Source organism: Hymenobacter piscis, assembly GCF_018760735.1.
In the GTDB taxonomy this organism is placed as follows: Bacteria; Bacteroidota; Bacteroidia; order Cytophagales; family Hymenobacteraceae; genus Hymenobacter; species Hymenobacter piscis.
The window spans coordinates 81,441-108,296 of sequence record NZ_JAHHZN010000012.1 but is presented as its reverse complement, the minus strand read 5'-3'; the positions used below and the strand labels follow the sequence as shown (position 1 = coordinate 108,296).

Below are 26,856 nucleotides of genomic sequence, written 5' to 3'. Positions count from 1 at the left end.
ATCGTCCGGACGGCTCGGGGGTGCGAACTACACAGTTCGCGCTACTGCCCGGCCATCCGGCCTGTGGGCAAATCTTTTCCGGGGCCCGGGTGTTATCTTTCCGAACCCGAATCCAACTGCCTCATGCGTAAAGACCTGTTTAATTTCGGCCCGATGCTCGGGTACTTTTTCCGCAAGAACGACCCCGCGCGCCACACCAACTTCAACCTGCGCACCATGCACTTCATTAATAAGCTGAGCATGGCCATGTTTCTGGTGGCGCTGGTGGTGCTGCTCTACCGCTGGTTTATCCGGTAATTTAGTTGTCAGGTGATGGTTGCCAGTTGTCAGGGGTTGCTGTAAGGTATCCTGACTGGCAACTGACACCTAACGACTGACCACCTTACCTGACAACTCTCCGCGTGAACATCGAAGACTTCCGCGACTATTGCCTGCTCAAAGCCGGCGTGACCGAAGAAACTCCCTTCGGCCCCGAAACGCTGGTGTTCAAAGTCGGCGGCAAAGTGTTTGCCCTCACCGACATCGAAACCTTCGGCAGCATCAACCTCAAGTGTGACCCCGAGCGCGCCCAGGAGCTGCGCGAGCAGCACGAGTATGTGCTGCCCGGCTACCACATGAACAAGAAGCACTGGAACACGGTACTCATCGGCACGGGCGCGCCGGAGCAGCAGCTGCGCGAGTTGATTGACCATTCCTACGACCTGGTGCGCGCCTCCCTGCCCAAAAAGCAGCGCGACGAACTATTACCCTAGAAACTCAGTATTTTGCGATATGCGCCAGATTCTGCTGACTGTTCCCGATGAGCAATACGCCTTCCTGATGAAGGTGCTCAAGAGCTTTTCCTTTGAGGTGGACGCCAAGCCCATCCGGCAGACGGCGGCCAAAAAGCTCACCCCGGCCCAGCAGGAGTGGGTGGATGATTTCCGCGAAGCCTTGGAGCAGATGGAGCTGCACGAGCAAGGCAAAATCAGGCTGAAGTCGGCTAGGGAATTGCTGGATGAGCTTTGAAATCATTGTTTCGGAAGGATTTCAGCGGCGGCTGAAGAAGTTGGGGAAGCGGTATTCCTCCATCCGGGGTGATTTTAGCGCTTTGCTCGACCAGCTGGAACTGAACCCCACTGCCGGTACTCCGCTGGGTCGCGACTGTTACAAGGTGCGCATGGCCATTGCGGCCAAAAACAAGGGTAAAAGCGGTGGGGCCCGCGTCATTACCTGCGTGAAAGTGGTAGGTCAACGCGTGTATCTGCTGACGATTTACGATAAGTCAGCGCATGACTCTGTGTCGGATAACGAGCGGGATGAGCTGCTGCGAGATAATGGATTGCTGTAGCCCCGGCCGGGCGGCTGCTTGCAGCAAGCAGCTATAAGCGGCTTCAGCCGCTTTCTTTTTGAACCGGGTTGTAACAACTGTAGTTACACTGCTACCTTTGTCGCACCGAGTGCCGGCAGTCACGGCCGTGCCGCCAGGATTTCTTCGCCCAGATTATGCAGATCAGCAGCCGCTTTTCCGTCGCCGTCCATGTGCTTTCTCTGCTGGCGCTGCCGGAGCAGGAGGGCGTGCCGCTGACGTCGGAGCGCATGGCGGGCAGCGTGAACACCAATCCGGTGGTAATTCGGCGGATTCTGGGGCAGCTCAAGAAGGCCGGGCTGGTGGAAGTGCGGCCGGCCTCGGGCGGCACGTTCCTGACGCGCCAGCCGGCTAACATCACGCTGCTGGAGGTGTACCGCGCCGTGGAAGTGGTGGAGGAAGGCCAGCTGTTCAGCGTGCACGACAAGCCCAACCCGGCCTGCCTGGTGGGCCGCCACATCCAGTCGGCGCTGGATGATACGCTGCAGCGCGCCCAGACGGCCCTGGAGCAGGTGCTGGCCCACACCACCCTGCAGCAGGTCACCACCGACATTGCAGCCAAAGCCCTTATTTCCTGACCTTTTTTTGCGCCTGATTGTAACTGTATTGGTTACAGCGTGTTTCTTTTTCTCTTCACTTTACCCTTTACGTCCATGAAAATTGCCCTCATTGGTGCCACTGGCTTTGTTGGCTCCCGCATCCTGGCCGAAGCCCTGCAGCGCGGCCACCACGTAACCGCCCTCGTGCGCGACCCCGCCAAGCTCACCCAGACCTCCGACCTCCTGACCGTAGTAACCGGCGACGTAACCTACGTCGAGGAAACCGCCCGCCAGCTGGCCGGCCACGACGTGGTCATCAACGCCTTCAGCGCCGGCTGGACCAACCCCAACCTCTACCACGACTTCCTGGAAGGCGCCCGCGCCATCGAAGCGGCCACCGTGCAGTCGGGCGTGGCGCGGCTGGTGGCCATCGGCGGGGCCGGCAGCCTCTACCTCAACGGCCAGCAGCTGGTTGATGGCCCGGACTTCCCCGCCGACATCAAGCCCGGTGCCCAGGCCGCCCGCGACTACCACAACGAGCTGAAAGCTAACGACACCCTCGACTGGACGTTCCTGAGCCCCGCCATCGAAATGCACCCCGGCATCGACACCGGCCGCACCGGCCACTACCGCCTCGGCACCGAAAGCCCGGTGTTTAACGCCGAAGGCCGCAGCATCCTCTCGGGCGAAGACCTGGCCGTCGTGGTCCTCGACGAAGTAGAGCAGCCCAAACACAGCCGCCAGCGGTTCACGGCGGCGTATTAGCATATCTGTCATCCTGAGCGGAGCGAAGGACCTTATCACGTCAGCACGAGTCGTTCGGTAGAAGCGCGGACGTGATAAGGTCCTTCGCTCCGCTCAGGATGACAAATGAAAAGGCCCGCCGGACGAATCCGGCGGGCCTTTTTCGCTAATAACTAACAGCCATCAGCGAACAGCTAAAATCACACCACCACGTTCACCATGCGGCCGGGCACGACGATGACTTTTTTCGGGGCCTTGCCGTCGGCGAAGCGGGGCAGAAAGTCGGAGGCGCGTACGGCGGCCTCGATTTCCTGGGGCGTGGCGGTGGCGGCGAACTGCATCTGCTCGCGCACCTTGCCGTTGATAGCTACCGGGTAGTTCACCACGTCCTCGACCAGGAATTCCTCGCGGAACTCGGGGTAAGCGGCCTCACTGATGGAGCAGGGCGCGTGGCCCAGCTGCTGCCAGAGCTCCTCGGCCAGGTGGGGGGCGTAGGGCGAAATGAGCACCACCAGCGGCTCCAGGATGGCGCGCTTGTGGCAGTCGAGGGCCATGAGCTCGTTCACGGTAATCATTAGGGCGCTGACGGTGGTGTTGAACGAGAATCGCTCAATGTCCTCTTCCACCTTGCGGATGGCCTTGTGCAGGGCCTTGAGCTCGGCGGGGGCGGCCGGCTCGTCGGTCACGGCAAAGGCGCCGTCCTGGGGGTGGTAGAGGCGCCAGAACTTCTTGAGGAAGCCCGATACCCCGCTCATGCCGTTGGTGTTCCAGGGCTTGAACTGCTCCAGCGGCCCGAGGAACATCTCGTACAGGCGCAGCGCATCGGCCCCGTATTTGTCGATCAAAACGTCGGGATTAACGACGTTGTACTTCGACTTCGACATCTTCTCCACTTCCACGCCCACCACGTAGGTGCCGTTGTCTTCGAGGATGAACTCAGCCGTAGCGTACTCCTCGCGCCAGTTTTTAAAGGCGGCGGTATCCAGCACGTCGTTGTTGACAATGCTTACATCCACATGTAAGGGTGTGATACTCGCCTCTTCGAAATCAGGTAGTTCGAGGGTCGTATTTCCCAGAGATTTACCTAAAAAAGCGTTGACAAGGCCATAATATTTGAGTACGCCGGGCCCATCAATTAATTCTTGCTCAGTGTATTTGCCCTTGTCTTCAAATATATCAGCAATACTTTTCGAAACGAAAACCGGACCTGTCTCCTTAGGTGTGCCACTCGTAAAGTCGATGACTTTAGCCCCATTTAACCGATACACGAAGTTCGAGCGGCCCAGAATCATGCCCTGGTTGATGAGCTTCTGGAAGGGCTCATTGGCCGTCACCAGACCCAGATCTTTCAGGAACAGGTGCCAGAAGCGGGAGTAGAGCAGGTGGCCGGTAGCGTGCTCTGCGCCACCGAGATATAGGTCCACGTTCTGCCAGTACGCCTCGGCTGCTTCGCCCACAAAACGGTCGGCGTTGTGCGGGTCCATGTAGCGCAGGTAGTACCAGCTGGAGCCGGCCCAGCCGGGCATGGTGCTCAGCTCGTAGGGATACTTGCCCTGGTAGAGCCAGTCCTGGGCGCGGCCCAGGGGCGGCTCGCCGGTTTCGGTGGGCTTGTACTCGTCGATTTCCGGGAGCACCAAAGGCAGGTCGGCTTCGGCCACGCCGTAGGCTACGCCGTCCTTGTAGTAGATCGGGATGGGCTCACCCCAATAGCGCTGGCGGCCGAAGATGGCGTCGCGGATGCGGTAGGTGATTTTGGGCTCGCCCACGCGGTTGGCCCGCAGGCGCAGGCGCAGCTGCTCGGTGGCTTCGTCGTAGGTGAGGCCCGTGATGAAGCCCGAGTTGATGTAGCGGCCTTCCTTGGTGGGGTCGGCCTGCTCGTCGAGATTTTGCTGGGCGTCCAGGATCTGGCGGATGGGCAGCTGGAAGTGAGTGGCAAACAGCCAGTCGCGCTGGTCGCCGCTGGGCACGCCCATCACGGCGCCGGTGCCGTAGCCGGCCAGCACGTAGTCGGCCGTCCAGACGGGCAGGAACTCCTGGGTAAAGGGGTTTTGCACGTAGGCGCCGGTCGGGGCCCCGCTCACGGTTTTCACGTCGGTCTGCCGCTCCCGCTCCGAGCGGTTGGTGGCCGCTTTTACGTACTGCTGCAACTCGGACAGGGTCTGCGAGGCTTCGGGCGAGTGGTCGGCCTGGGCGGCGGCCCGCTCGCCCAGTACGCGGGTCAGGTCGAGCTCGGGGGCCAGCACCAGGAAAGTGGCCCCGAAAATGGTGTCCACGCGGGTGGTGAACACCTCAATTTCCTCGGGCTGGGGCTTCATGGTACCGTCGGCGGCGCGCAGGTACACCGGGAACCGCACGCTGGCGCCGGTGCTCTTGCCAATCCAGTTACGCTGCATTTCCTTCACCGCGTCGGGCCAGTCGAGGGTGTCGAGGCCCTGGAGCAGGCGGTCGGCGTAGGCGGTGATGCGCAGGTTCCACTGGGGCATGAGGCGGCGCTCCACGGGGAAGCCGCCGCGCTCGGAGAGGCCGTCTTTTACCTCGTCATTCGAGAGCACCGTGCCCAGGCCGGGGCACCAGTTCACGTAGGTATCCTGCTGGTAGGCCAGGCGGTAGGGGTGCACGGCCTGGAGGCGCTGCTTCTCGGTGAACGACTGCCACTGGCCGGCCGTAAACTCGTGGCGCTCATCGGCGTCGCCGGCCGCCCGGATGCCCTCACTGCCGGTGGCGGCAAACTTGGCGAGCAGGGTTTTCAGCGGCTCGGCCTTGTTGGTGTCGAGGTTGTACCAGCTGTTGAAGAGCTTGAGGAAAATCCACTGCGTCCACTTGTAGTACGCGGGGTCGGAGGTGCGCACCTCCCGGCTCCAGTCGTAGCTGAAGCCCAGGGCCGAGAGCTGCTTGATGTAAGTGCTGATGTTCTGCTCGGTGGTTACCGCGGGGTGCTGGCCGGTCTGGATGGCGTACTGCTCGGCGGGCAGCCCGAACGAGTCGAAGCCCATGGGATGCAGCACGTTGAAGCCGCGCAGGCGCTTGTAGCGGGCCACAATATCGGAGGCAATGTAGCCCAGCGGATGGCCCACGTGCAGCCCGGCCCCCGAGGGGTAGGGGAACATGTCGAGCACGTAGTATTTGGGCTTCTCCGAGCCGTTTTCGGCCTTGAAGGTGTGCTGGTCTTTCCAGTGGGCTTGCCACTTCTTCTCAATATCCTGGGGATGGTAGCCGGGCATGGGCAGAGGGGGTACGGTGAATCGGAACGGGCGAAATTACGGAAAAACAGGGGCTGACCGGCCCTTTTTGCCCGGCTTCAACCGAAAATCTGCGCCTGCCGCCCCGCCGGCGTAGCAGCAGAACTCAGCCCAGCGGGTTGCGCCCGTCCCAAACCCCCTCGGTGCCCAGCACCCGGAACCGGGCGAACAGCTCCTCGCCGTACCAGTCTTCCTGACGCGTCAGCCGGATAACTTCCTTGTGTTTCTCGCTGCGGTAAGCGTAGTCCTGCATGGCCCGGGCCGACTCCCAGAGGCTCACCGTGGCCTGGCGCACCACCGGCAGCTCGCCCAGCCCGATGGCGGCGCGCACGCCCGGCGCGTCGGCAATGGTGGCGCTTACCGGGGCCACGTAGCGCCAGAACCGCGGCGTTTTCAGCAGCCGGATGGAGGCCCGCGTCAGCACCAGCACCGGCTCATCGGGGGCGGAGGGCTCGGTGGCGTAATCGAAGGGGGTTTGGCCGTCCCAGAGGCCGTGGGCCTTGATGGGTGCCAGCCGGGCCGTCCAGAGGGCCGTGGTGCGCTGCCGGTACTGCTGCCAGAGCGGGTGCCCGTCGAAGAAGGCCTGGGCCGCTGCCTCGTCGTCCCAGACGGCCATAAAGCCGTACCGCCTCAGGTTGGGCAACGCTCCGAAGCCGCCCGCCCCGCTGCCCAGCAGCTTCTGAAACCGCAGGCCCGGCACGCGCTGCAAGGGCCGTTGGGCCGTGCCCATCTGCGCAAAGCCCCAACGGCGCTGGTCGGGCCGGAGGGTGAGGATGGAAAGGGTGGTAAGAGGCAAAACGGGAAGGAAGTTAAAGCTAAAAAACTGGTTCCCCACCTTGGAAAGCAGGGGCTGGTTTTCTAGCGCTAGGTATATCGTCAAAACAACAAAAAAGGCCCGGAATTGCTTCCGGACCTTTCTCCTATTCAGTAAGCGAAGTCTATTTCACTTCCACTTTGGCGTGCTCGTTCACGTCGTCGGAGGTGCTCCGCTCGCCGGTGGCCAGGGCGCGCACGTAGGCGTAGGCCTGGGTAATGAGGCTGCTGGGCGTATCCCAGTACTCGCCTTTGTCGATTTCTACCTTCAGGATGTAGATGCTCTCGTCGTCTTTGCCCTTGGGGAACCAGGCGCGCAGGGGCTCACTCCAGAGCTGGTCGATTTCGGCCTGGTCGCGGTAGGCGTTGGCCCGGCCCGAAACCGAGACGTACACGTTATCGTCGGGGTTGGCGTAGCTCAGGTTCACGTGGCCGTCTTTTTTCACTTCGTACACCTTGGCCGAGTCCTTGTCGGTCAGGAACACCAGGGCGCTGCTGCCGTCGGGCTTCTGGGTGTACATGGGGCGGCTGCGCAGGCTGCCATCGTTGTCCTGGGTGGTGAGCATGGCAATGCGCACGTCCTTGATTTTATCGAGCAGCTTGGACAGGTCGTGGGTGACGGTGGTTTGATTCGACATGGGTTGGGATGTTTTGGAAAGAATCGGGGCGAAAAACTATTGCCCGGGGGCCGGGGTTGGACCCGCGGGCCGCCTATCTGTACGGTTGGCCCCGGCTGCGGGTTGGCTTCGCGCGGCCATTCCGCCGCCCCCTTGCCGTATCTTCCGCTCCGCATGAACTTTCTGGCCCACCTGCTGCTCTCCGGCGCCCCCGCCACCACCCCCGACTACGCCGATATCGTGGTGGGCAACTTCGCGGCCGAGGCCGTGCGCGGCCGGGCCGGGCTGCTGGCCTATCCCGAAGCGGTGCAGCGCGGCATCCGGCTCCACCGCTTCATCGACTCCTTTACGGATGCCCACCCCGTCGTGCGCCGCACCACCGCCCGCCTGCGCGAAGCAGGACTGGGCAAGTGGGCCGGCGTGGTCTCGGACATGGGCTACGACCATCTGCTGGCCCGCGACTTCGCGCAGCATCACCCCCAGGAGCCGCTCCCGCAGTTTGCCCGGCGCCAGTACCAGCTGCTCCACGAGCGCCGCCACGAGCTGCCCGGACGTTTGCAGGAAATGCTGCACTACATGCGCCAGCACGACTGGCTAACCGGCTACGCCCACCCCGAAGGTCTGCACCGCGCCCTGCTGGGTTTGAGCCGCCGCGTGCCCGCCGCCGGAGTGCTGGCCACCGGCGGCGCCGCGTTTCTGGCGGAGCTGCCGGCCTACGAGGCCGATTTTCAGGAGTTCTGGCCGGAACTACGGGCGGGGGTGGAGGACATTTGCATAAGCGCCCTCTATTTTTAGCTGGCCTACTTTATAGGGAAGCCCGAATCCCTACATCAGACGTGCACACTGTTCACGAAACAGCTATAAAGGTATTACACTATTCTCAATAATTATAGAATTCCGCAAAAAACCAAGCTATTATATTGACAACGATTATAGCAATTGATATCTTAAATATTGGTAAACTTAAAATAAATTTGCTTTGCACATTCAATAGATCAAGCACGTTTTCCGGTATAAAAATGGAAATAATTCCTGAAAGATATTTGTATAAAATATAGTTTATTAACAATATTAAATAAATTATATCTGCGAATAATAAAAAAATCTTCATATTGATTGCCTAACGGGTTTTTTTGTGAAGGTTTTTTGTTTGGAACGTTAGTATGTCCAAATCTAATTTTACCTTCAAGTCCTACTGTTATTTTTAAGCCTGCTGAAATGTTGTAAGCTTCCCTACAAAATAGGCTAGCTAAAAATAGAGGTCAAAATACTGACAAAAAACGGGGCCGTGAAGCCCCGTTTTTATTGCCAATAAGCCTGAAAAGACTAGTGCTGGTGGCCGCCTTCGCCGTGGACGTGGCCGTGCTCCATTTCTTCCTGGGTGGCGTCGCGCACGTCGGCTACTTTGCCGTCGAAGTGCATGACCATGCCGGCCAGGGGATGGTTGAAGTCCATTTTCACGGCCGCGTCGCCGATTTCGAGCACTTTGCCCTGCATGTGGTGGCCCTGGTTGTCGGCCATGGGCAGGAAGTTGCCGACCTGCAGCATTTCGCCGTCAATCTGGCCGTCGATTTCGAACACGTTTTTCGGGATTTCGACGACGGCCTGCTCGTCGTACTCGCCGTAGGCCTGCTCGGGCGTGAGTGAGAAGGTGAACGAGTCGCCGGGGTTTTTGCCGCTGAGCTGGCGCTCAAACTCGTCGGGCAGGCCGCTCTGGCCGAACAGGAATACCATCGGCGCATCTTCCTCGGCCGATTCTACGAGGACTTTCTCTTGGTTTTCGTCGGTTACGCTCAGGTCGTAGGTGATGGTAACGACTTTGTTTTCGCTGATCTGGGTCATATGCGGGGTGGGCGCGGGTGCGCCGCAAATGAAGGATGGGTTTGAGATGGCTAGTTACGGAATTAGGCCGGTAATTTTCAGGACTTAGTTGTCAGTTGTCAGTTGCTCGTTGTCAGTTGTTCGTGTCGTTCTAACAACTGACAACGAACAACTGACAACGAACAACTGACAACGAGCAACTGACAACGAGCAACTGACAACGAGCAACTGACAACGAGCAACTGACAACGAGCAACTGACAACGAGCAACTAACAACGAGCAACTAACAACGAGCAACTAACACCTTACTGCAGCTCCCAGGCCGTGCGGTAGGCCCCGATGCTTTCCACGTAGTCGAGGAAGGCCTTGTAGAAGGGGTGGGCGCCGAGGGTGCTGGAGTCGCCCACGAGCAGGAGCTTGCGGCGGGCCCGGGTCATGCCTACGTTCATGCGGCGGATGTCGCTCAGAAAGCCGATTTCGGCCTGGGTGTTGGAGCGGGTGAGGCTAATGGCGATGATGTCGCGCTCCTGGCCCTGGAACGAGTCCACGGTGCCCACGCTCAGCATGCGGTGCTCCAGCAGGCCCACCAGCTCGTCGTTTTCCTCAATGGCGTCCTTGAGGTAGTTGATCTGGGCGCGGTAGGGGGCAATGACGCCGATGGTGAGCAGGTCGTCCTCGTGGTCGGCGGGGTCGTAGGGCTCCAGCAGCTGCGAAAGGCGCTTGAGCAGCAGGTCGGCCTCCTCGGGGTTGGCCGTGGAGCGGCTTTCCTCAATGGTGATTTCCTGAAAGCCGAAGCCGGCCGTATCCAGGAACTCCACGGCCAAGTCGGGGGCGAAACGCGGGTCGTAGGCGGTCAGGTCGGCGTGGGCCACGGCCGGGGCGGCCACCAGGCGGCCGTCGTAGAACTGCTGGGAGCTGAATTCCATAATCAGCTCGTGCATGCGGTACTGCACTTCCAGCATCCGGGCCGTGGCGGGCTGGCGCTTGATGCACTTCTCGAACAGGGTTTCGCGCAGGCCGTCGCGGGCCGCTTTGTCGCTCTTCACGGTGGGTGGCAGCTGCTGGTGGTCGCCGGCCAGCACCACGCGGTTGGCTTTGGAAATCGGAATCCAGGAGCCCGGCTCCAGGGCCTGGGCGGCCTCGTCGATGAACACGGTTTCGTAGGTGAGGTGGCGGATGGCGCGGTTGCTGGCACCCACCAGCGTGCACGTAATCACCTGCACCTGCTCCAGCAAGTCCTCCGTGATGTAGCGCTCCAACTGGTCCGACTCCTGGAGCAAATCGTGGGCCTGCTGCTTGAGCAACCGGCGCTGCTCGCGCTCCTCCCAGCCGAAGTGGCGCTTGAACTTGCCGGCCTGCTCGCGGTACTGCTCGGCCGTCTGGCGCATGCTGCGCAGCTCGGCGTAGCTCTTGTGGTTCATAATCTGGGCGTCGAGCGTGTGCTGGAGCAGCAAGTCCGACACCCGGGAGGGGTTGCCCATCCGGATGACGTTCACGCCGCGCTCGGCCAGCTTTTCGGTCAGCAAATCCACGGCCGTATTGCTGGGCGCGCACACCAGCACCCGCCGCTCGCGCCGGATGGTTTCCAGGATGGCCTGCACCAGGGTAGTGGTTTTGCCGGTGCCGGGCGGGCCGTGGATGATGGCCACGTCCTGGGCCGCCAGCACGTGGCGCACGGCCGAGAGCTGGCTTTCGTTGAGGGGCGAAGGGTAGTAGAGCGTGGCTTCCGATTCCGGCTTGAATCGGGCCGGTTTGGCGCCCAGCAGCACGTCGCGCAGCTCGGCCAGGCGGGAGTCGTAAGCGCCCATCACCTTGCCCAGGGCGTACTCCATCTCGCGGTAGCTCACCTCGTCGAAGGTCAGGTCCACGCCCAGCTTGCCCTCGTCTACCCAGTCGGGAAGGTCTTCCTTGGTGGTGGCGAGCAGGATTTTGTTGCGCTTGACGCTGGTAATCACGCCCGAGAGCGTGGGCCGGTCGGAGCCCGAGCGGCCGGGGATGTTGCCGAACAGGGCCGCGTTCTTGCCCACCTGAAACAGGTGCAGACCGCCCTGGCCGCCCTGGCGCTCCAGCTCAATAACGAGCTTGCCGCCGAAGCCAATGTCTTCCTTCGTGATTTTAACCGGGTACCAGGTCAGGCCCCGCTTCTGGCGCTCGGCAATGCTGGCCTGGGCGCTCTTGATTTTGAATTGCTCGTAGTCCTCCTGCTGCTCGAGCTTCATGAGGGCCTGCACCTTGCGCAGCTCTTTTTCGAGGGCGTAGGGTTCGGTATAGGTAGGTTGTTCAGCCAACAGATTCAGGGTTTGGGATTCGTGACTAACAACGAATCCGGGCAAATGGTGGCCGAAAGGTCGGGAGGAATTTGGGAATGGGCTTTGGGGCGGCGGGTTAGTTGAATTGAACCAGATGCGAATAACACCGCTGGATTTTGCCTTCGGGGCCAAACAGGAATAAGTAGACCACCGACTGATCGAACGTGGAAATTACATTTTTCAGGCCGGGGCCGCCCTGCTGGTTGTCACTGACCTGAGCCAGCAGACGGTTCTTGTCGAGTTGGGAGAACAGGATGACGGTAGCGCCTCTGCTGCTGCCCGGATTGGCCGTCAGGCGGGCGGTCAGCGGGGAGAAATAGGGCTGGTGGTAGGTCGCTTCATCTAGCCGGATCAGGGAATCGAGCAGGCAATGTTGTTGATGATACGAAATATATCCCCACAACTCGCTTACGTCCTGGTTAAAGACGCCCAGGTCCTGATGAACGATGCTGTCGAAGACGGCGACGTCCCGAAGATGGAGCCCCATCCGGCGCAGCTGCCGGTCGTGGCGGATGTAGTTAAAAGCCGTTTCGTAGAGCTTCTCCGGCGCCGGAGAAGTCTGGCCGGCGGCCGCCAGCGGGAGCAGTGCCCAGATGAAGACGAGTAATAGCCGCATTGGAAAGGACCGGTATCCGGTGAGCATAGTTGAACTTGTTTCGAGCCGCCAAAACCTTTTACCAGAACCGGTTGGTGCACACGACCTGCGTTTTCTTTTTCAGGCGCAGACCGATCAGCAGCTCGTGGCTGCCGAAGTGGTAGCCAGCCAGCTCCGAGAGGCCGGCGTCGTAGGAGTAGCCCACCGTGAACTGCTCGTAGCTCAGGCCCGCCATGAGCACGGCCGAATCGAAGGCGCGCCAGGACACGCCGGCCCACAGCAAATCCTGGTACTTGAGCTTGGCGTTGAGGTCGAGGGAAAGCGGGGCGGAACCCACGGCCTTCACCAGCACCGAGGGTACCAAGGACCAGTCGCGGCTGAGGGGCAGACGCACCCCGCTGGTCAGGTAGTAGTGGCGCCGGAGTGAGTTGCCCGCGCCGGCCCCGAGCTGGTTGGGGTCGTAGGAGAAGTCGAGCTTGTTGGCCAGCAGCTGGGTGCCCGAAATGCCCACGTACACGCTGGGGCTGTACACCCACAGGCCCACCGAGCCATCGAGCACTCGGGAGGCGTCGCTGGCGGCCACGGTGGTGGGGTCGAAGAACTGCAGCTGGCTCCCGTCTACGGCAAACTGCTGCATGCCCACCGACATGCCCAGCGCGGCCCGGAGCTTGGGCGTCAGGACCTGGTTATAGGCGTAGGAAAGGTAGGCGCTGGTGCGGCTGGTGGGCCCGGTAACGTCGCGGTACACCAGGCCGCCCAGGGCGTGGAAGGGCCGGCGGCGGTCCTGGAGGGTGCGCTTGTTGGTGGTGCGCCACTTGCCCAAAGAGGAGTTGATGCTGGCGTAGTAGGTTCTCGGACCCCCCGTCAGGCCCACCCACTGAGCGCGGTAGCTGAACTTCACATCAATGTAGTCCTCCGCGCCCGTGGCCCCCGGATTGAGCAGGTAATTGTTGTTCATGTACTGACTGTACTGCGCCTCCTGCTGGGCCAGCACCGGCGCGGCGGCCAGCAGCAGGAGCAGCAGCAGGGAAAAGAGAAAGGCTGGTTTCATATCAGCGGGGGGCGTTAGTAGTCGGATGCTGGTCTGTTAGTTGTCAGTTTTTAGTTGTCGGTTGTCAGTGGGCAAGATTCTTCACAATATCCTCAATGAAGCCCCTGACAACCGACAACTAAAAACCAACAACTAACAACCACTCAATAAAGAACCGTAAGCGAGCCGCTGTAGGACCGGCCCAGCGGACCCTTCGTGACAACGACGTAGTAGTAAGTGCCCACCGGAGCCGGCTGGCCGTTGATGTCGCCGCGCCACTCAGTGGCCCGACTGTAGTTTTCGGCCGAAAAAACCTTATTGCCCCAGCGGTTGAACACGGTCACGGTATTGTCCGGAAACTGCTCAATGAACTCAATCTGCCAGGTATCGTCGCGGCCGTCGCCGTTGGGGGTGAAGGCGTTGGGAATCCGGATGGCCGGCAGCACGGTCACCGTCACCTGGTCGGAGGCGGCGCAGCCTCCGGCGCCGGCCGCCAGGGTGTAGGTGGTCGTTACCAGGGGCGTGGCCCGGGGCCGCAGCGAGTCGCCGCCCGAAAAGTCCAGCCCCTGGGCCGGGGTCCAGGTCACGGGGTAGGAGCCATCGGCGGTGCCTTCCAGCAGTACCGATGTGCCGGCCAGTATCAGCTGATCGGGCCCGGCACTGATCCGGACCGGGGGCTGAATGCGCACCGCTATGCCGTTGGAAACGGCCGTTACGACCTGGTTGCAGGAGTTGGTGGTGCGCAGGCGCAGCGTCACGGTCTGCCCTTCGCGCAGGGTGGTGCTGGTAAACACCGGTCCCGTGGCGCCGGCCACATCCGTGCCGTTCACCTGCCACTGGTAGGCCGGGGCCGGGCCGGGCGCGCTGACGCCGGCCAGCCGGAACGTCAGCAGCTCACCCGGGCACACCGGTCCGGCCGGCTGCCCGGCAATCGTCAGGGTGGGGACGGGCGAGGCAGTGCGCGTCACGGTTACGGTGGCCGTGGCCGGCTGGGTGCTGCACAGGCCCGCGGAGGGTGTCACGGCCACCCGCACCTGGTCGCCGGTGACCAGCGTGCTGCTGGTGAAAGTCGGCCCGCTGGCTACGGCCGCGTTGTTGACGAACCACTGGAAAGTCGGGGCCGGGCCCGCGTTGGCAACCACGGCCGTAAAGGTGAGGGGCGTACCAGGGCACTGGGTGGGCGGCGTCGCCAGCGTCACGGTGGGTGTCACCAGGGGCTGCACGCGCACTACCACCACGTTGGAAACTCCCGTGGCGCAGGTGCCGGTGCCCGACGTTACCCGGCGCCGGAAATAGGTGGTAGTCGTGAGCGGAACCGGAGCGTACGCCGCGGCACTGGCCCCCGCAATGGCCGTCCAGGTGGCGTTGTTGGTGGACGATTCCCACTGGTAGGTGAAGGTGCCCGTGCCGCCCCCGGCGCCCGCCGAACTGGTCAGGGGCGCGGGCGCAGTGCCCGCGCAGATTGTCTGGTCGGCCCGGATGCTGCCCGCCGTCAGGGGCGGGAGCAGCGTCAGCCGCACCACGTTAGAGGTCTGCGGTTCGCAGGGGCCCGATGTTACCCGCCGGCGGAAATACGTGGTAGCCGGGAGCGGCCCGGGCGCGTACGTTGCCTGGGTAGCGCCCGCAATGGTCGTCCAGGTCGAGTTGTTCACCGACGATTCCCACTGGTAGGCATACGTGCCGGTGCCGCCGGTCGGGGCCGTGGCACTCGTCAGCGGGGCCACGGCACTGCCCGCGCACACGGCCTGGCTGGCCGCAATGGTGCCCGCTGTCAGGGCCGGCGTCACGGTAATGGTTACCACGTTGGAGGGCCCACTGGCGCAGGCGCCCGACGTGACCCGGCGGCGGAAATAGGTAGTGGCCGCCAGCGGCCCGGGGGCATACGTTGCTTGGGTCGCGCCCGCAATGGTGGTCCAGGTGGCGTTATTGGTCGATGACTCCCACTGGTAGGTGAAGGTGCCGGTGCCGCCGCTGGCTGCCGTCGGGCTGGTCAGGGGGGCGGGCACAGTGCCCGCGCACACGGTCTGGTTGGCTGCAATGGTGCCGGCCGTCAGGGCCGGCGTTACGGTAATCGTCACCACGTTGGAGGGCACCGGCCCGCAGCCACCCGACGTGACCCGACGCCGGAAATACGTGGTAGCCGTGAGCGAACGGGGGGCGTACGTCGGGCTCGTCGCTCCGCTGATAACCGTCCAGGTGGCGTTATTGGTCGATGACTCCCACTGGTAGGTGACAGTGCCCGTGCCACCGCTGGCGCCCGCCGAGCTGGTCAGGGGGGCGGGCACGGTGCCCGCGCAGATAGCCTGGTCGGCCCGGATGGTGCCGGGCCGCAGGTCGGGCAGCACCGTCAGCCGCACCACGTTGGAACTCACCGGCCCGCAGCCCCCCGCGCTGGCCTGGCGGCGGAAGTAGGTGGTCGCCGTGAGCGGCCCCGGGGCATAGGTTGAACTCGTGGCGCCGCTGAGAACGGTCCAGGTAGTGCTGTTCGCCGACGATTCCCACTGGTACGTAATGGGGCCCGCCCCGCCCGTAGCCGGCGCGCGGCTGGTAAGTGAAGCCGGCGTCGCACCAAAGCACAGCGTCTGGTCGGCCGCAATGCTGCCGGCCGTCAGGACCGGGGCCACCGTGATGGTGACGACATTGGATACGGCCGGGGCGCAGGCCGCTCCCGCGCTGGCCCGGCGGCGGAAGTAGGTGGTTGCCGTGAGCCGCCCGGGCGCGTACGTTGCCTGGGTAGCACCCGCAATGGTGGTCCAGGTGGCGTTATTGGTCGACGATTCCCACTGGTAGGCAATGGTACCCGCGCCGCCCGCGGCCGGCGCGGCGCTGGTGAGCGGGGCCGGGGTGGCGCCGGCGCACAGGGCCTGGTCGGCCGCAATGGTGCCGGCCGTCAGGGCTGGGACCACCGTAATCGTGACCGGTCCGGACAGCGCCGCGCAGGGCCCGGATGTAACCCGGCGGCGGAAGGAGGTCGTGACCGTACGCGGCCCCGGATTATAGGTACTGGCCCTGGCCCCGGCAATGGGCGTCCAGGTAACGTTATCAACCGATGCCTCCCACTGGTAGGCAAACTGCCCGGAGCCCCCCGTGGGCGCCGTGGTGCTCGTCAGCGGCGCTACGGGGCTGCCGGCGCACACAGTTTGATTGGCGGCGATGGAGCCGGCAGTCAGCGCGGGCAGCACCGTAATTTTCACCGAAGCCGTGGGCGTGCGCGGGGCGCAGAAGCCCGAGGTAACCAGCCGCCGGTAGTAGGTGGTGGTGCTGAGCGCGCCCGGGGCGTAGGTATCGGCGGTGGCCCCGGGGATATCCGTCCAGGCCGCGTTGTTGGCCGAGCGCTGCCACTGGTAGCTGTACTGCCCGATGCCGGCCCCGGCCGGGGCCGCGCTGGTGAGCGGGGCGGGGGTACTGCCGCTGCAAAGGGTCTGATCGGCCGCAATGCGGCCGGGGGTGGGGGCGCCGGGCACGGGCACAAGGCTGGTGGCCTCGCGGCAGAAGCAGTCGGTGGTGATGCGCAGCGTAACGGTGTAGTTGCCGGGAGCCGGGAACGTGTGTACCGGGTTTTCGAGCGTTGAGGTGGTGCCGTCGCCGAAAGTCCAGAGGTAGGTCTTGTTGTTGAACTCGATGGGCGGCGCCTGGAAGGTAATCTGGAGGCAGGCCGTCGATTGCCCCCCGAAACCCACCCGTAGCAGGGAGCTCTGGTTGAAGTTGACCAGCCCCAGCCCGCTGCGCCGCCCGTCCAGCTGCAGGCTGTCGTCGGAGTAGGCAATGGCCACGCCCAGGGAATCGGGGTAGGGAATAAAGCCCAGGGCGGACTGGTTTTCGCGGGCCACGTAAATCTTGCCATCGGGCGCCGCCTGCAGGGAGCCCAGGTTCACCGGAGCCGTCTGATTCAGCGGAATTACTTCCCGCCCCACCAGGCCGCCGCCCGTGCCCAGGTTGCTGATATCGAACTGCAGAAGCTGGGGCAGGCGGGGCGCCGCACCCAGTACGGTGGCGTAGAGGCGGCTCCCGCCCGGCGAAAACTCCACCCCGTAGTAGCCGCCGGCGGTGCTGTCGATGATTTTGGGGTTGCTGACCAGGCCCGTTTCCGTATCGAAGCTGAACAGCTCCACGCTGCTGGTGCTGTCGCCGGCCACCGCGCTGTAGCGCGCCAGGGCAAGCTGCTGACCATCGGGCGTCACTTTCATCTGGCCGCGGTAGCCCATCGGCGATACGCTCGGCGCGTGCAGGGAGCCTATGACCGAGGGGATGGGCGCATCAATTGTGGGTGGCCCCGAGGCTCCGCCCGTAGCCGGCCGCACGCGGTAGGCCAGGAAGGCGTCGCCGCGGTTGGCGGTGCCGGTTTTGGCGTCGCCCCAGCCGTGCACGATAAGCCAAATGTCGCAGCCGTTTTTGTGGAATACGGCCGTCATCTTCTCGGTGGTGCCCTGGGTGAGGAGCGTGTTTTTGGTGGCCGCCACCACCGTGCCCGGCCCGCCCCCGGCCGGAATCACGATTTCGGAGTAGCTCAGGCCCTTGGGGCCGCCCTGGGCATCCTGGGTGAACAGCAGGTAGCGCGTGGCGGCGCCCGGGGTCAGGGGGGGCGGGCTGCCGGGCATGCGGATGGGCAGGGGGCCGTCGGTGGTGAGGCGGTTGCCGCCCAGGCCCGTGCCGTTGGTCATGATGCTGCCGTCGGCATTCCAGATGGTGTCGCCGTTGCTGTAAAACAGGGGGGCGCCGGTGCCGTCCGACATGACGCCCGCGCCGGCGGGGGCCCGCATCTGGCCGTTGGTGAGTACCACGGGCTTGATGGAATCGGTGGCCTGGTTGAAATCGAGGCCCGCTTTGTAGCCGAAATACCAGGTATTGGCAAATTTCTCGTCCTGGCTGCACTCCGGCGGAGCCGTCTGGGCGCGGGCCGGAGTCAGCAGGCCGCTTAGGGCCAGCCCAAGCAGCGCGAAGAGCCAGCGGATGCCCCCCTGCCCGCGCGGATACCGGCGCCGGCCCGGCAGGCGGGCGGCAGACGGGATGGGAGAGAAGACAGCAGCGGCGGAAACAGGTGGGAAATCTGCGGGCATAGGGAGCAGCGGGCAAGTGGGCGAGCAAACGGGCAGGTCCCGGGAAAGATGAGCCTCCCGTTGTTTGGGGACAACGCGACCTGCCAGGAAGTTAGTTTAAAAAATACCAATCCTCTTTGCTATAGTTATATAGCTATGCACCGGCAATAAAGTTTGTCCCCGGTCCCGAAGGCGTTTTCCGGCAGGCTACGCTATCCCGGCTCCCGCCGCACTACCTATCTGAACTCGCCGATGTGCCAGAGCACGCCGGCCGGGTCGTGCACGAAGCCTTCCCGGCCCCAGGCTTCCTCCCGGATGGGCACCAGCTTCACGCCCGCAAACCGGCCGGGCAGATCCAGCGCCGTCAGCTCCTGCCAGTATTGCGCCAGATTCTCCACCTCCAGAAACAGCATGGTGTTGTCCACCCAGTCCGCCACGTAGGCATTCTGCAGGTAGAAGCTCACGCCGCCGAGGCTGAACAAGGACATGACCGGCGAGAGAACCGTTTCGGTGAAGCCGAAGGCGTGGTAGAAGCGGCGCGAAACGGCGTAGTCCCGGGCCCCGATGAAGGGCCGGAGGGAAAGGATTTTTTGCGGCATAAAGAAGTCGGTATGGTCAGGGCGTGCCAGGTTTGAAAAGTAGAAAATACAGTAGTCCCACGCTGTAGAGTAGCCCGATTAGGTTGAACACGAACAAGCGGGTGCTGCCGCGCCACTGCCGGGGAAGCGTTAGCGCCGCCGGAACCAGCAGGGTGTGGGCAACCAACAGAAACGGCAGCCCCAGCCACCCATACCCCATGGGGCCCCCCTCAGAACGAATGAGCCAATAGCTGAGAACGAGAAAATACCCGTTGCTGAGCACCAGCAGACCGGCCACCACTTGGTTTGCGTGCTGAAAACGGAGGGGTAAGGCCGACATAGTTGAAAAAAAGAAACCCGGAGCTAAGACGAGCAGAAGGTAAGGCAAACCAGCGGACTGCCGGCCCTGCGTAGTTGCGTTGGCCACAAAGCAATTCCAGCCAACGCAGTGGAGGTAGCGGCGCAAGCGTTTGACGGGTTCCTGCTTACTTACGACTTCATCCAACTACTTTCCGACCCACTATGCCCTACCAACCCCGCCCCGCCCGCTACGCCGACATGCCCTACCGCCGCTGCGGGCGCAGCGGCCTGAAACTGCCGGCCGTCTCGCTCGGCCTCTGGCACAACTTCGGCGACGTGGACGTGCTCGCCAACTTCCGCGCTATTTTGCACCGGGCCTTCGATAGCGGCGTCACGCACTTCGACCTGGCCAACAACTACGGCCCGCCGCCCGGCTCGGCCGAAACCAACTTCGGCCGCCTTCTGAAGGAGGATTTTCGCGGCTACCGCGACGAGCTGGTCATTTCTACCAAGGCCGGCTACCACATGTGGGAAGGGCCCTACGGGGAGTGGGGCTCGCGCAAATACCTCGTGTCGAGCCTCGACCAGAGCCTGCGCCGCCTGAAGCTCGACTACGTGGACATCTTTTACTCCCACCGCCCCGACCCCGACACGCCCCTGGAAGAAACCATGGCCGCCCTCGACCACGTGGTGCGCCAGGGCAAGGCCCTGTACGTGGGCATCAGCAACTACGAGCCCGCCGAAGCCGCCGAGGCCATCGGGATGCTGCGCGCGCTGGGCACGCCCTGCCTGATTCACCAGCCCAAATACTCGATGTTTGAGCGCGGCCCGGAAAACGGCCTGCTCGACCTGTTGGGCCGGGAAGGCGTGGGCTGCATCCCGTTTTCGCCCCTGGCCCAGGGCCTGCTCACGGGCAAGTACCTGCACGGCATCCCCAACGACTCGCGGGTGGCCAAGGGCGTGGGCTTCCTCACCGAAACCCAGCTCACGGAGGAGCGCCTGACCCAGATCCGGGCCCTGAACGAGCTGGCTCAGGAACGCGGCCAGAGCCTGGCCCAGATGGCCCTGAGCTGGATTCTGCGCGACGAGCGGGTCACCTCCGTGCTCATCGGGGCCAGCAAACCCGCCCAGCTGGATGATTCGTTGCGCTGCCTGGAAAACCTGACCTTTAGTGAACAGGAACTGGGGCGGATTGAAAAGGTGCTGGGGTAAATAGGTTTCCCACGAACGTCCGCTGGGCGCTGCGCAGAGGTGAGGGATAAACTTCCTTCCTCTGCGCAGCGCCCAGCGGACGTTCGTGGGAATTTCAAAAGTGCCTACTCCCCAGCCTCCGTCCCAGCCCCGGCCGTCCAGCCGCCGCCGAGGGCGCGGTAGAGGTCGATGAGCAGCAGAAACTGCTGGCGGCGGGTGTTGGTCAGGTTCAGCTCGGCTTCCAGCACGCTGCGCTGGGCCGTGACCACCTCCAGGTAGGTGGCGTAGTTGGCCTTGTAGAGGTCGTCGGACACGCTTACGGCCTTATTGAGGGCCGTTACTTCCTGCTGCTGAAGCTCGTACATGCGCTGGTAGTTGCCCACGCCCCGCAGGTTGGTGGCAACCTCCTCGAAGCCCGTCTGGATAGCCTTCTGGTACGTGTGGTAGGCCATCTGCTGCTCGGCCACGGAGCGGCGGTAGCCGGCCTGGAGAGCGGCGCGGTTGAGCAGCGGGGCCGAGAGGCCGGCCAGCAGCCCGTAGGCCAGGGAGCCGGGCGTGGAAAACAGCACCGAGGCCCGGTAGGCGTTCAGGCCCAAGTAGGGCGTGAGGTTGAGCGAGGGCAGGAAGGCGGCCCGGGCCGCGGCTACGTCGGCGCGGGTGGCGGCCAGCTCCAGCTCGGCCTGGCGCACATCGGGGCGGCGCAGGAGCATGGCGGCGGGCAGGCCGGACGCTACCTGGGCGGGCAGGGGCTGCTCCAGAATAGGCAGGCTGCGGCGGATGGGCTGGGGGTAGCGGCCGAGCAGGCGGTTGAGCGTGTTTTCGGTGGCGGCAATGCGCTGGCGGGTTTCGGCCTCCAGGCTGCGGGTGCGCAGCAGCTGGGCCGTGAACTGCTGCACGGCCAGCTCGTTGGCCCGCCCGGCCCGCTTGAGGGTGCCCACAATGTCGAGGGCGCGCTCCTGGAGGCGCTGGTTTTTCTCCAGCACCCGCAGCTCGTTGTCCTGGCCCAGCAGGTTGAAGTAGAGACGGGCCACTTCGGCCACCAGCTCGGTTTCGATGAGGTGGCGGCCCTTCTGGGTGGCCAGCAGGCGCAGGTAGGCGGCCTGGCGGCGCTGGCGCAGCTTGCCCCAGAGGTCAATTTCCCAGGACGAGCGCAGGCCCAGGAAGAAGTCGGGCGTGGGGGTGGGGATGCGCTCCTTGCCCTCAATGTTGCCCGACAGGTTGGTGTCGTAGTTGCCGATGCCGTTCATCGTATAGTAGCCGAAGCGGTCCACGCCGGCGCTGGCCACCCCATCCACGGTGGGCCGCAGGGCCCCGCGCCGAAGCTGCAAATCGGCCCGGGCAATTTCGAGGCGCTGCAGGGCAATGCGGGCGTCGGGGTTGGCCTGCAGGGCCGTGTCAATGAGCCCGCGCAGGTTGGCATCCCCGAACAGCTCCCGCCAGGGCTGATCGGCGTAGGAAGCGGAGTCCGCGGCCACTGAATCGGCGGCCACCAGCGGGAAGGCAGCGGGCAGGGGCGTGGCGGCCGGGGCCGCTGCCGGCGCGGCCACCCGGCAGCCCGCCGCCGCCAGCGAAAGGGCCGTGAGCAGGGGGAGCAGGGAGCGGGTAAGTGAGGGCATGGAGAGTAGTGAGTATTGGGTACTGAGTAGTGAGAGGGGGGAGTTCCGTTCTGAATTACACCAGCACCGCCTCTTCCGCGGGCGCTTCCACGGGCTGCTTGGGCTTCTTGCCGCCGCCCGAGAACAGCACGTAAAGGCCCGGAATCAGGATCACGCCGAACAGGGTGCCGATGAACATGCCGCCGGCCGCGGCCGTGCCGATGGAGCGGTTGCCGAGGGCGCCCGCGCCGGTGGCAATGGTGAGCGGAATCAGGCCGGCAATGAAGGCGAAGCTGGTCATCAGGATGGGGCGCAGGCGGGCGTAGCTGCCCTGCACGGCCGCCTCCAGGGCCGAGAGGCCTTCCTGGCGCTTAAGCACCGCGAATTCGATAATCAGAATGGCGTTCTTGCCCAGCAACCCGATGAGCATCACCAGCGAAACCTGGGCGTAGATGTTATTTTCGAGGCCCAGCAGCTTGAGGGCCAGGAAGGCGCCGAAGATGCCGGTGGGCAGACTCAGCAGCACGGGCAGGGGCAGCAGGAAGCTTTCGTACTGGGCCGCCAGCAGCAGGTACACGAACAGCAGCACGATGCCGAACACGTACAGGGCCTGGTTGCCGCTCAGAATCTGCTCCCGGGTCATGCCGCTCCACTCGTAGGTGTAGCCCCGGGGCAGCTCGGTGGCGGCCACGCGCTCAATGGTCGAAATCACGTCGCCGGAGGAGAAGCCGGGGGCCGCGTCGCCGTTGAGCATGGCCGAGGTGTACATGTTGTAGCGGGTGAGCTGCTCGGGGCCGTACACGCGCTCGAGGCGCACAAAGGCCGAGTAAGGCACCATCTCGCCCCGGTCGTTTTTGACGTAGAGCTTGAGCACGTCCTCGGGCTTGGTGCGGAAGCGCGGGTCGGCCTGCACCATCACCTTGTACATCTGGCCGAAGCGGATGAAGTTGGAGGCGTAGAGCGAGCCCATCAGGGTCTGGAGCGTGCCCATGGCTTTTTCCACCGTCACGCCCTTCTTGGCGGCCTGGTCCTGGTCGACGTGAATCAGGTACTGGGGGAAGCTGGCGTCGAAGCCGGTGAAGGCCGCGCCCACGGCCGGCGTCTGGCGCAAAGCGGCAATGAAGTCCTGGCTGACCTTGGCCGTCTCCTGCAGGTTGCCCCGGCCGGTGCGGTCGAGCAGGCGCAGCTCGAAGCCGGCCGAGTTGCCGAAGCCGGGCACGGTGGGCGGGGGGAAGAACTGAATGTCGGCGTCGGTGATGTGCCGGGTTTTGGCTTCGAGCTCGGCAATCAGCTCGGTCACCGACTGCTGCCGGTCGTCCCAGCTTTTGAGGTTGATCATGCCCATGCCGTAGCTGGAGCCGGCCACCTCGTTCATGAGGCTGTAGCCGGCCAGCGTCGAAACCGACTCGACGGGCCCGAGCTGGGCGGCGGCTTTTTCAATCTGGTCGAGCACCCGCTCGGTGCGCTCCACGGTGGCCCCGGGCGGGGTCGTCACGTTCACGTACACCATGCCCTGGTCCTCGGTCGGGATGAAGCCGGACGGCAGGATGGTGTTCACGCCCCAGGTGGCGGCGCAGAAAATCAGCAGCAGGGCCACGGTAACGAGGCGGCGGCTGGCTACGGCCCGCACCAGGCGCTGGTAGCCCAGGGCCAGGCTTTCGTAGCGGCGGTTGAAACCGGCGAAAAACCGGTTGATCAGCCCCTTTTGGGCGGCGGCTCCCTCGGGCACGGGCTTGAGCAGCAGGGCGCACAAAGCCGGAGTGAGGGTAAGCGCATTCACCCCCGAAATGACGATGGAAATGGCCAGCGTAAGCGAAAACTGGCGGTAGAACACGCCCACCGGCCCGTCCATGAACGACACCGGCACGAACACGGCCGACATCACCAGGGTGATGGCCACGATGGCGCCCCCGATTTCCTGCATGGCCGCCAGCGTGGCCTCCAGGGCCGGCAGGTGCTCCTCGTGCATTTTGGCGTGCACGGCTTCCACCACCACAATGGCGTTATCGACCACAATGCCGATGGCCAGCACCAGGGCAAACAGGGTGAGCAGGTTGATGCTGAAGCCCAGCAGCTGCATGAAAAACAGGGTGCCCACCAGCGCCACCGGCACGGCCAGGGCCGGAATGAGGGTGGAGCGCCAGTCCTGCAAAAACAGGTACACCACCACGAACACCAGCAAAAACGCCTCCACCAGCGTGCGCAGTACCTCATGAATACTCGCGTCGAGGAAGCGCGACACGTCGTAGGCCACGTTGTAGGTCATGCCGGGCGGGAAGCTGGTGCCCTGGAGCTCGGCCATGCGCTCCTTTACTTTCTCAATGACTTCGGAGGCGTTGGAGCCAGGGCGCTGCTTGAGCATGATGGCGGCCGAGGGGCGGCCGTTAATCTTGGAAATCATGCCGTAGTCGAGGATGTCGAACTTGACCTCGGCCACGTCGCGCAGGCGCAGCACCGAGCCGTCGGGGTTGGCCCGCAGCACAATGTTTTCGTACTGCTTGGGCTCGAAGAGCTTGCCGGTGTAGCGTAGCACGTACTGGAGCACCTGGGCCTGCTTGCCCGAGCTCTCACCCGATTTGCCGGGGGCCGCCTCCACGTTGGCCGCCCGGATGGCGTCCACCACCTCGTCGGCCGACACGTCGTAGGCCACCAGGCGGTCGGGGCGCAGCCACACCCGCATGGAGTACTCGCGGGAGCCCATAATTTCGGCGAAGCCCACGCCATCGATGCGCTTGAGCTCCTGGAGCACGTTGATGTCGGCAAAGTTGTAGATGAACTTCTCGTTCACCGTCGGGTCGTCGCTCATAATATTGAGGTAGAGCAGCATGCTGTTTACCTCCTTCTCGGTGGCCACGCCGGCCTTAATCACCTCCTCGGGCAGCTCATCAATGACGGTCTGCACCCGGTTCTGCACGTTCACGGCGGCCAGGTCGGGGTCGGTGCCTACCTGGAAAAACACGGTGATGAGCGTGGTGCCGTTGTTGGAGTTCACCGATTGCAGGTAGGTCATGCCCGGCACCCCGTTGATGGCCCGTTCCAGGGGCGTGGCTACGGCCTTGGCCAGCACCTCCGAGTTGGCCCCGGTGTAGCGGGCCGTCACCGTCACCGACGGCGGCACGATATCCGGAAACTGGGTGATGGGCAGCGTAAACAGCGCCAACCCGCCCAGCAGGGTAATAAACAAGGAAATGACCAGCGACAAAACCGGCCGGCGAATGAAGAGTGCGAACATAGAAACAGCTAGGCGGCGTGAGGGGAGCGGTGAATGAGTGAAGTAGCGAATGAGTGAAACCTTAGAGAACTGTCATTCTGAGCCAAGGCGAAGCATCTCTACCGCAGTGCTAATCCGGTCGGCTGGCTCCCCCTCTCCTTTTTCGGAGAGGGGGCCGGGGGGTGAGGCGAGACGTGAGAACGAAGCGGTAGAGATGCTTCGACTGCGGCTGCGCTGCGCTCAGCATGACCGTTCTCTGTGGTTTCCGGCTCGGGCTACCGCGCCTCGGCGGTGGGTTCGGACTGGGGGGGGCGGGGGGTAATCTGGGCCCCGTCGCGCAGGCCCTGCACGCCCTCGTACACAATTCGGTCGCCGGTTTTGAGGCCCGATTTCACCACGTAGAACTGGGCCAGGCGGGTTTCGGGCTGGAAGGCGTGCTGGGCCACGCGCCCGGTGCTGTCCACGAGGTAGACGTAGTTCTTGTCCTGGACCTCGAACACCGATTTCTGGGGCACCAGCACCGCGTCGTGGACCGTGTTGGCCAGGCGGATGCTGCCGCTGGCGCCGTGGCGCAGCAGCTTGCGGGGGTTATCGAAGCGGGCCCGGAAGGCAATGGAGCCGGTATTGGGCGCGAACTGGGCTTCCACCGTTTCCACCTTGCCCTTCACCGAATAGGTGCTGCCATCGGCCAGCAGCAGCGTGGCCACGTTGGTGCTGCGGGCCGAGTCCTGCTGGTGGGTTTTCACGTACTCCAGGTACTCGGCCTCCGACACGTTAAAGTAGGCAAACACGGCCCGGGTGTCCGATAGGCTCGTGAGCAGGGTGCCGTCTTCCACCACGCTGCCCATCTTGAGCGGAATCCGGTTGATTACCCCATCGAAGGGCGCCTTAATGAGCGTGTACGACAGGTTCAGCTCGGCATTCGACTGGGCCGAGCGGGCCTGCTGCACCTGCGAGAGGGCGGCCTGGTACTTGGCCCGGGCTACGTCGAGCTCGGTTTTGGAGATGATGTCCTTGCTCACCAGCAGCCGCACGCGCTCAAGTTCCAGCTGGGCCACCCGGGCATCGGCGCGGGCGCTGCTCAAAGCGGCCTGGGCCCGGTCGAGGCGGCTGCGGTACTCGGCGTCGTTGATGCGGAACAGGGTCTGGCCCTTTTTCACGGTCTGGCCCTCATCCACGTAAATCTGCTCCAGAAACCCTTCCAGCCGGGCCCGGATTTCCACGTTGCGCACGGCCTGAATATCGGCCACGTAATCGTGGGTGAGCACAGTGTCGCGGGAGTGCAGGCGCACGACGGGCAGTTCGGGCAGGGTTTCCTTGACAGGCGTATCGGCCTGACTGTTGGAGCCGCAGCCGGCCAGGGTGGCGGCGCAGAGAGGCAGCAGCAGCAGCCGGCGCAAACGGAAACGGGAGGGTAAGGGCATACAAAAGGTTCGGAGGTGAGCCCGCCGGGGCCCCGGCTCGGTAGTGTGAGCCAAGGCCCCGGCGGGCCAGTGAGCGGGCCCGCCGGCCCGCGGTAAGACGGTAAGACAAGACGAAAAACCGCCCCCGGCCGGGGCGGTCAGCAAGGCAGTCAGGGGTAGGCAGTAGCAGCGGCCGTCGCCAGCGAGTCGGGCGGGAGCGGGTGGCCGGCCTGGCACTCGGCCAAGGCCCGCCGGGTCTGGACGAGCTCCACGGCCGCGGCCGACTCCAGCAGGGGGCCTTCGAGCTCGTAACCGGCCAGATAGGCGGGTTCCTCCAGCAGCAGGTACAGATTCAGGCCGGTCGAGAGCAAGAGCGTGGCCAGCAACAGGCCCAAAAGCAGGTTGCGGGAGTTGCGCCGACTAATTGGTTTCCCCATCATACTCCCAAAGCTCCCCCCACAACATTAAAACGGGATGAGAAGCAGG

General features: G+C 63.8%; 22 protein-coding genes. 8 read left to right on the top strand and 14 right to left on the bottom strand.

Annotated features, from left to right (window positions below):
• The first annotated feature begins 123 nt into the window (after positions 1 to 123).
• The 6 genes from KLP40_RS13790 to KLP40_RS13765 all read left to right on the top strand — a co-directional run bounded on the left by KLP40_RS13790 (position 124) and on the right by KLP40_RS13765 (position 2,652).
• A complete protein-coding gene (locus tag KLP40_RS13790; RefSeq protein WP_215594400.1) occupies positions 124 to 297 on the top strand; it encodes a DUF6728 family protein in 174 nt (57 codons plus the stop codon).
• A 104-nt stretch (positions 298 to 401) separates the two neighbouring features.
• Positions 402 to 752 carry an MmcQ/YjbR family DNA-binding protein gene (locus tag KLP40_RS13785; RefSeq protein ID WP_215594399.1) on the top strand — a complete coding sequence of 117 codons (351 nt, stop codon included), beginning with the start codon at positions 402 to 404 and terminating at the stop codon, positions 750 to 752.
• A gap of 19 nt (positions 753 to 771) precedes the next feature.
• Positions 772 to 1,008, top strand: a complete 237-nt coding sequence (locus KLP40_RS13780) for a hypothetical protein (protein WP_215594398.1) — start codon at positions 772 to 774, stop codon at positions 1,006 to 1,008.
• The gene (locus tag KLP40_RS13775; RefSeq protein ID WP_215594396.1) at positions 998 to 1,330 is read left to right on the top strand and encodes a type II toxin-antitoxin system RelE/ParE family toxin; all 333 of its coding nucleotides are present in this window, start codon (positions 998 to 1,000) and stop codon (positions 1,328 to 1,330) included. Before KLP40_RS13780 ends, KLP40_RS13775 begins: the two co-directional genes overlap by 11 nt.
• A 155-nt stretch (positions 1,331 to 1,485) precedes the next feature.
• A complete protein-coding gene (locus KLP40_RS13770; protein WP_262898946.1) occupies positions 1,486 to 1,926 on the top strand; it encodes an Rrf2 family transcriptional regulator in 441 nt (146 codons plus the stop codon).
• A gap of 75 nt (positions 1,927 to 2,001) precedes the next feature.
• Positions 2,002 to 2,652 carry an NAD(P)-dependent oxidoreductase gene (locus KLP40_RS13765; protein ID WP_215594394.1) on the top strand — a complete coding sequence of 217 codons (651 nt, stop codon included), beginning with the start codon at positions 2,002 to 2,004 and terminating at the stop codon, positions 2,650 to 2,652.
• A 179-nt stretch (positions 2,653 to 2,831) separates the two neighbouring features.
• Here KLP40_RS13765 and KLP40_RS13755 read toward each other — a convergent pair whose 3' ends face one another.
• The 3 genes from KLP40_RS13755 to KLP40_RS13745 all read right to left on the bottom strand — a co-directional run bounded on the left by KLP40_RS13755 (position 2,832) and on the right by KLP40_RS13745 (position 7,321).
• The gene (locus tag KLP40_RS13755) at positions 2,832 to 5,852 is read right to left on the bottom strand and encodes a leucine--tRNA ligase (RefSeq protein WP_246558842.1); all 3,021 of its coding nucleotides are present in this window, start codon (positions 5,850 to 5,852) and stop codon (positions 2,832 to 2,834) included.
• A 124-nt stretch (positions 5,853 to 5,976) separates the two neighbouring features.
• On the bottom strand, positions 5,977 to 6,666 hold the full coding sequence (locus KLP40_RS13750; protein WP_246558841.1) for a spheroidene monooxygenase: 690 nt from the start codon (positions 6,664 to 6,666) through the stop codon (positions 5,977 to 5,979).
• A gap of 142 nt (positions 6,667 to 6,808) precedes the next feature.
• Entirely contained in the window at positions 6,809 to 7,321 is a 513-nt protein-coding gene (locus KLP40_RS13745) for a pyridoxamine 5'-phosphate oxidase family protein (protein ID WP_215594393.1), read from the bottom strand.
• Positions 7,322 to 7,474: 153 nt separating this feature from the next.
• On the opposite strand from KLP40_RS13745, the gene KLP40_RS13740 reads away from it, so the two are divergent.
• Positions 7,475 to 8,095, top strand: a complete 621-nt coding sequence (locus KLP40_RS13740) for an acyl carrier protein phosphodiesterase (RefSeq protein ID WP_215594392.1) — start codon at positions 7,475 to 7,477, stop codon at positions 8,093 to 8,095.
• A gap of 531 nt (positions 8,096 to 8,626) precedes the next feature.
• On the opposite strand, the gene KLP40_RS13735 is transcribed toward KLP40_RS13740, so the two are convergent.
• From KLP40_RS13735 to KLP40_RS13705, 7 genes are all read right to left on the bottom strand, one after another.
• Entirely contained in the window at positions 8,627 to 9,142 is a 516-nt protein-coding gene (locus tag KLP40_RS13735) for an FKBP-type peptidyl-prolyl cis-trans isomerase (RefSeq protein ID WP_215594391.1), read from the bottom strand.
• Between the two features lie 285 nt (positions 9,143 to 9,427).
• Complete coding sequence (locus tag KLP40_RS13730; protein ID WP_215594390.1) at positions 9,428 to 11,410, bottom strand: AAA domain-containing protein; 1,983 nt, start codon at positions 11,408 to 11,410, stop codon at positions 9,428 to 9,430.
• A 97-nt stretch (positions 11,411 to 11,507) separates the two neighbouring features.
• A complete protein-coding gene (locus KLP40_RS13725; protein WP_215594389.1) occupies positions 11,508 to 12,074 on the bottom strand; it encodes a hypothetical protein in 567 nt (188 codons plus the stop codon).
• Between the two features lie 31 nt (positions 12,075 to 12,105).
• Positions 12,106 to 13,077: a PorP/SprF family type IX secretion system membrane protein gene (locus tag KLP40_RS13720; protein ID WP_215594388.1), complete on the bottom strand. Its 972-nt coding sequence runs from the start codon at positions 13,075 to 13,077 to the stop codon at positions 12,106 to 12,108.
• Positions 13,078 to 13,220: 143 nt separating this feature from the next.
• A complete protein-coding gene (locus KLP40_RS13715) occupies positions 13,221 to 18,113 on the bottom strand; it encodes a T9SS type B sorting domain-containing protein (RefSeq protein WP_215594386.1) in 4,893 nt (1,630 codons plus the stop codon).
• Between the two features lie 215 nt (positions 18,114 to 18,328).
• Positions 18,329 to 18,691 (bottom strand): VOC family protein, encoded by a 363-nt coding sequence (locus tag KLP40_RS13710; RefSeq protein WP_215594385.1) that lies wholly within the window; start codon positions 18,689 to 18,691, stop codon positions 18,329 to 18,331.
• A 16-nt stretch (positions 18,692 to 18,707) separates the two neighbouring features.
• Entirely contained in the window at positions 18,708 to 19,136 is a 429-nt protein-coding gene (locus KLP40_RS13705) for a hypothetical protein (protein ID WP_215594383.1), read from the bottom strand.
• 56 nt (positions 19,137 to 19,192) lie between these two features.
• Here KLP40_RS13705 and mgrA point away from each other — a divergent pair, with 56 nt between their 5' ends.
• Entirely contained in the window at positions 19,193 to 20,182 is a 990-nt protein-coding gene (gene mgrA, locus KLP40_RS13700) for an L-glyceraldehyde 3-phosphate reductase (protein ID WP_215594382.1), read from the top strand.
• 104 nt (positions 20,183 to 20,286) lie between these two features.
• Here the strand turns inward: mgrA and KLP40_RS13695 are convergent, their stop codons facing one another.
• From KLP40_RS13695 to KLP40_RS13680, 4 genes are all read right to left on the bottom strand, one after another.
• Entirely contained in the window at positions 20,287 to 21,777 is a 1,491-nt protein-coding gene (locus tag KLP40_RS13695; RefSeq protein WP_215594381.1) for a TolC family protein, read from the bottom strand.
• Positions 21,778 to 21,832: 55 nt separating this feature from the next.
• Positions 21,833 to 24,988: an efflux RND transporter permease subunit gene (locus KLP40_RS13690; protein ID WP_215594380.1), complete on the bottom strand. Its 3,156-nt coding sequence runs from the start codon at positions 24,986 to 24,988 to the stop codon at positions 21,833 to 21,835.
• Between the two features lie 254 nt (positions 24,989 to 25,242).
• Positions 25,243 to 26,391 (bottom strand): efflux RND transporter periplasmic adaptor subunit, encoded by a 1,149-nt coding sequence (locus KLP40_RS13685; protein WP_215594379.1) that lies wholly within the window; start codon positions 26,389 to 26,391, stop codon positions 25,243 to 25,245.
• A gap of 149 nt (positions 26,392 to 26,540) precedes the next feature.
• The gene (locus tag KLP40_RS13680; RefSeq protein ID WP_215594378.1) at positions 26,541 to 26,810 is read right to left on the bottom strand and encodes a hypothetical protein; all 270 of its coding nucleotides are present in this window, start codon (positions 26,808 to 26,810) and stop codon (positions 26,541 to 26,543) included.
• Positions 26,811 to 26,856 lie beyond the last annotated feature (46 nt).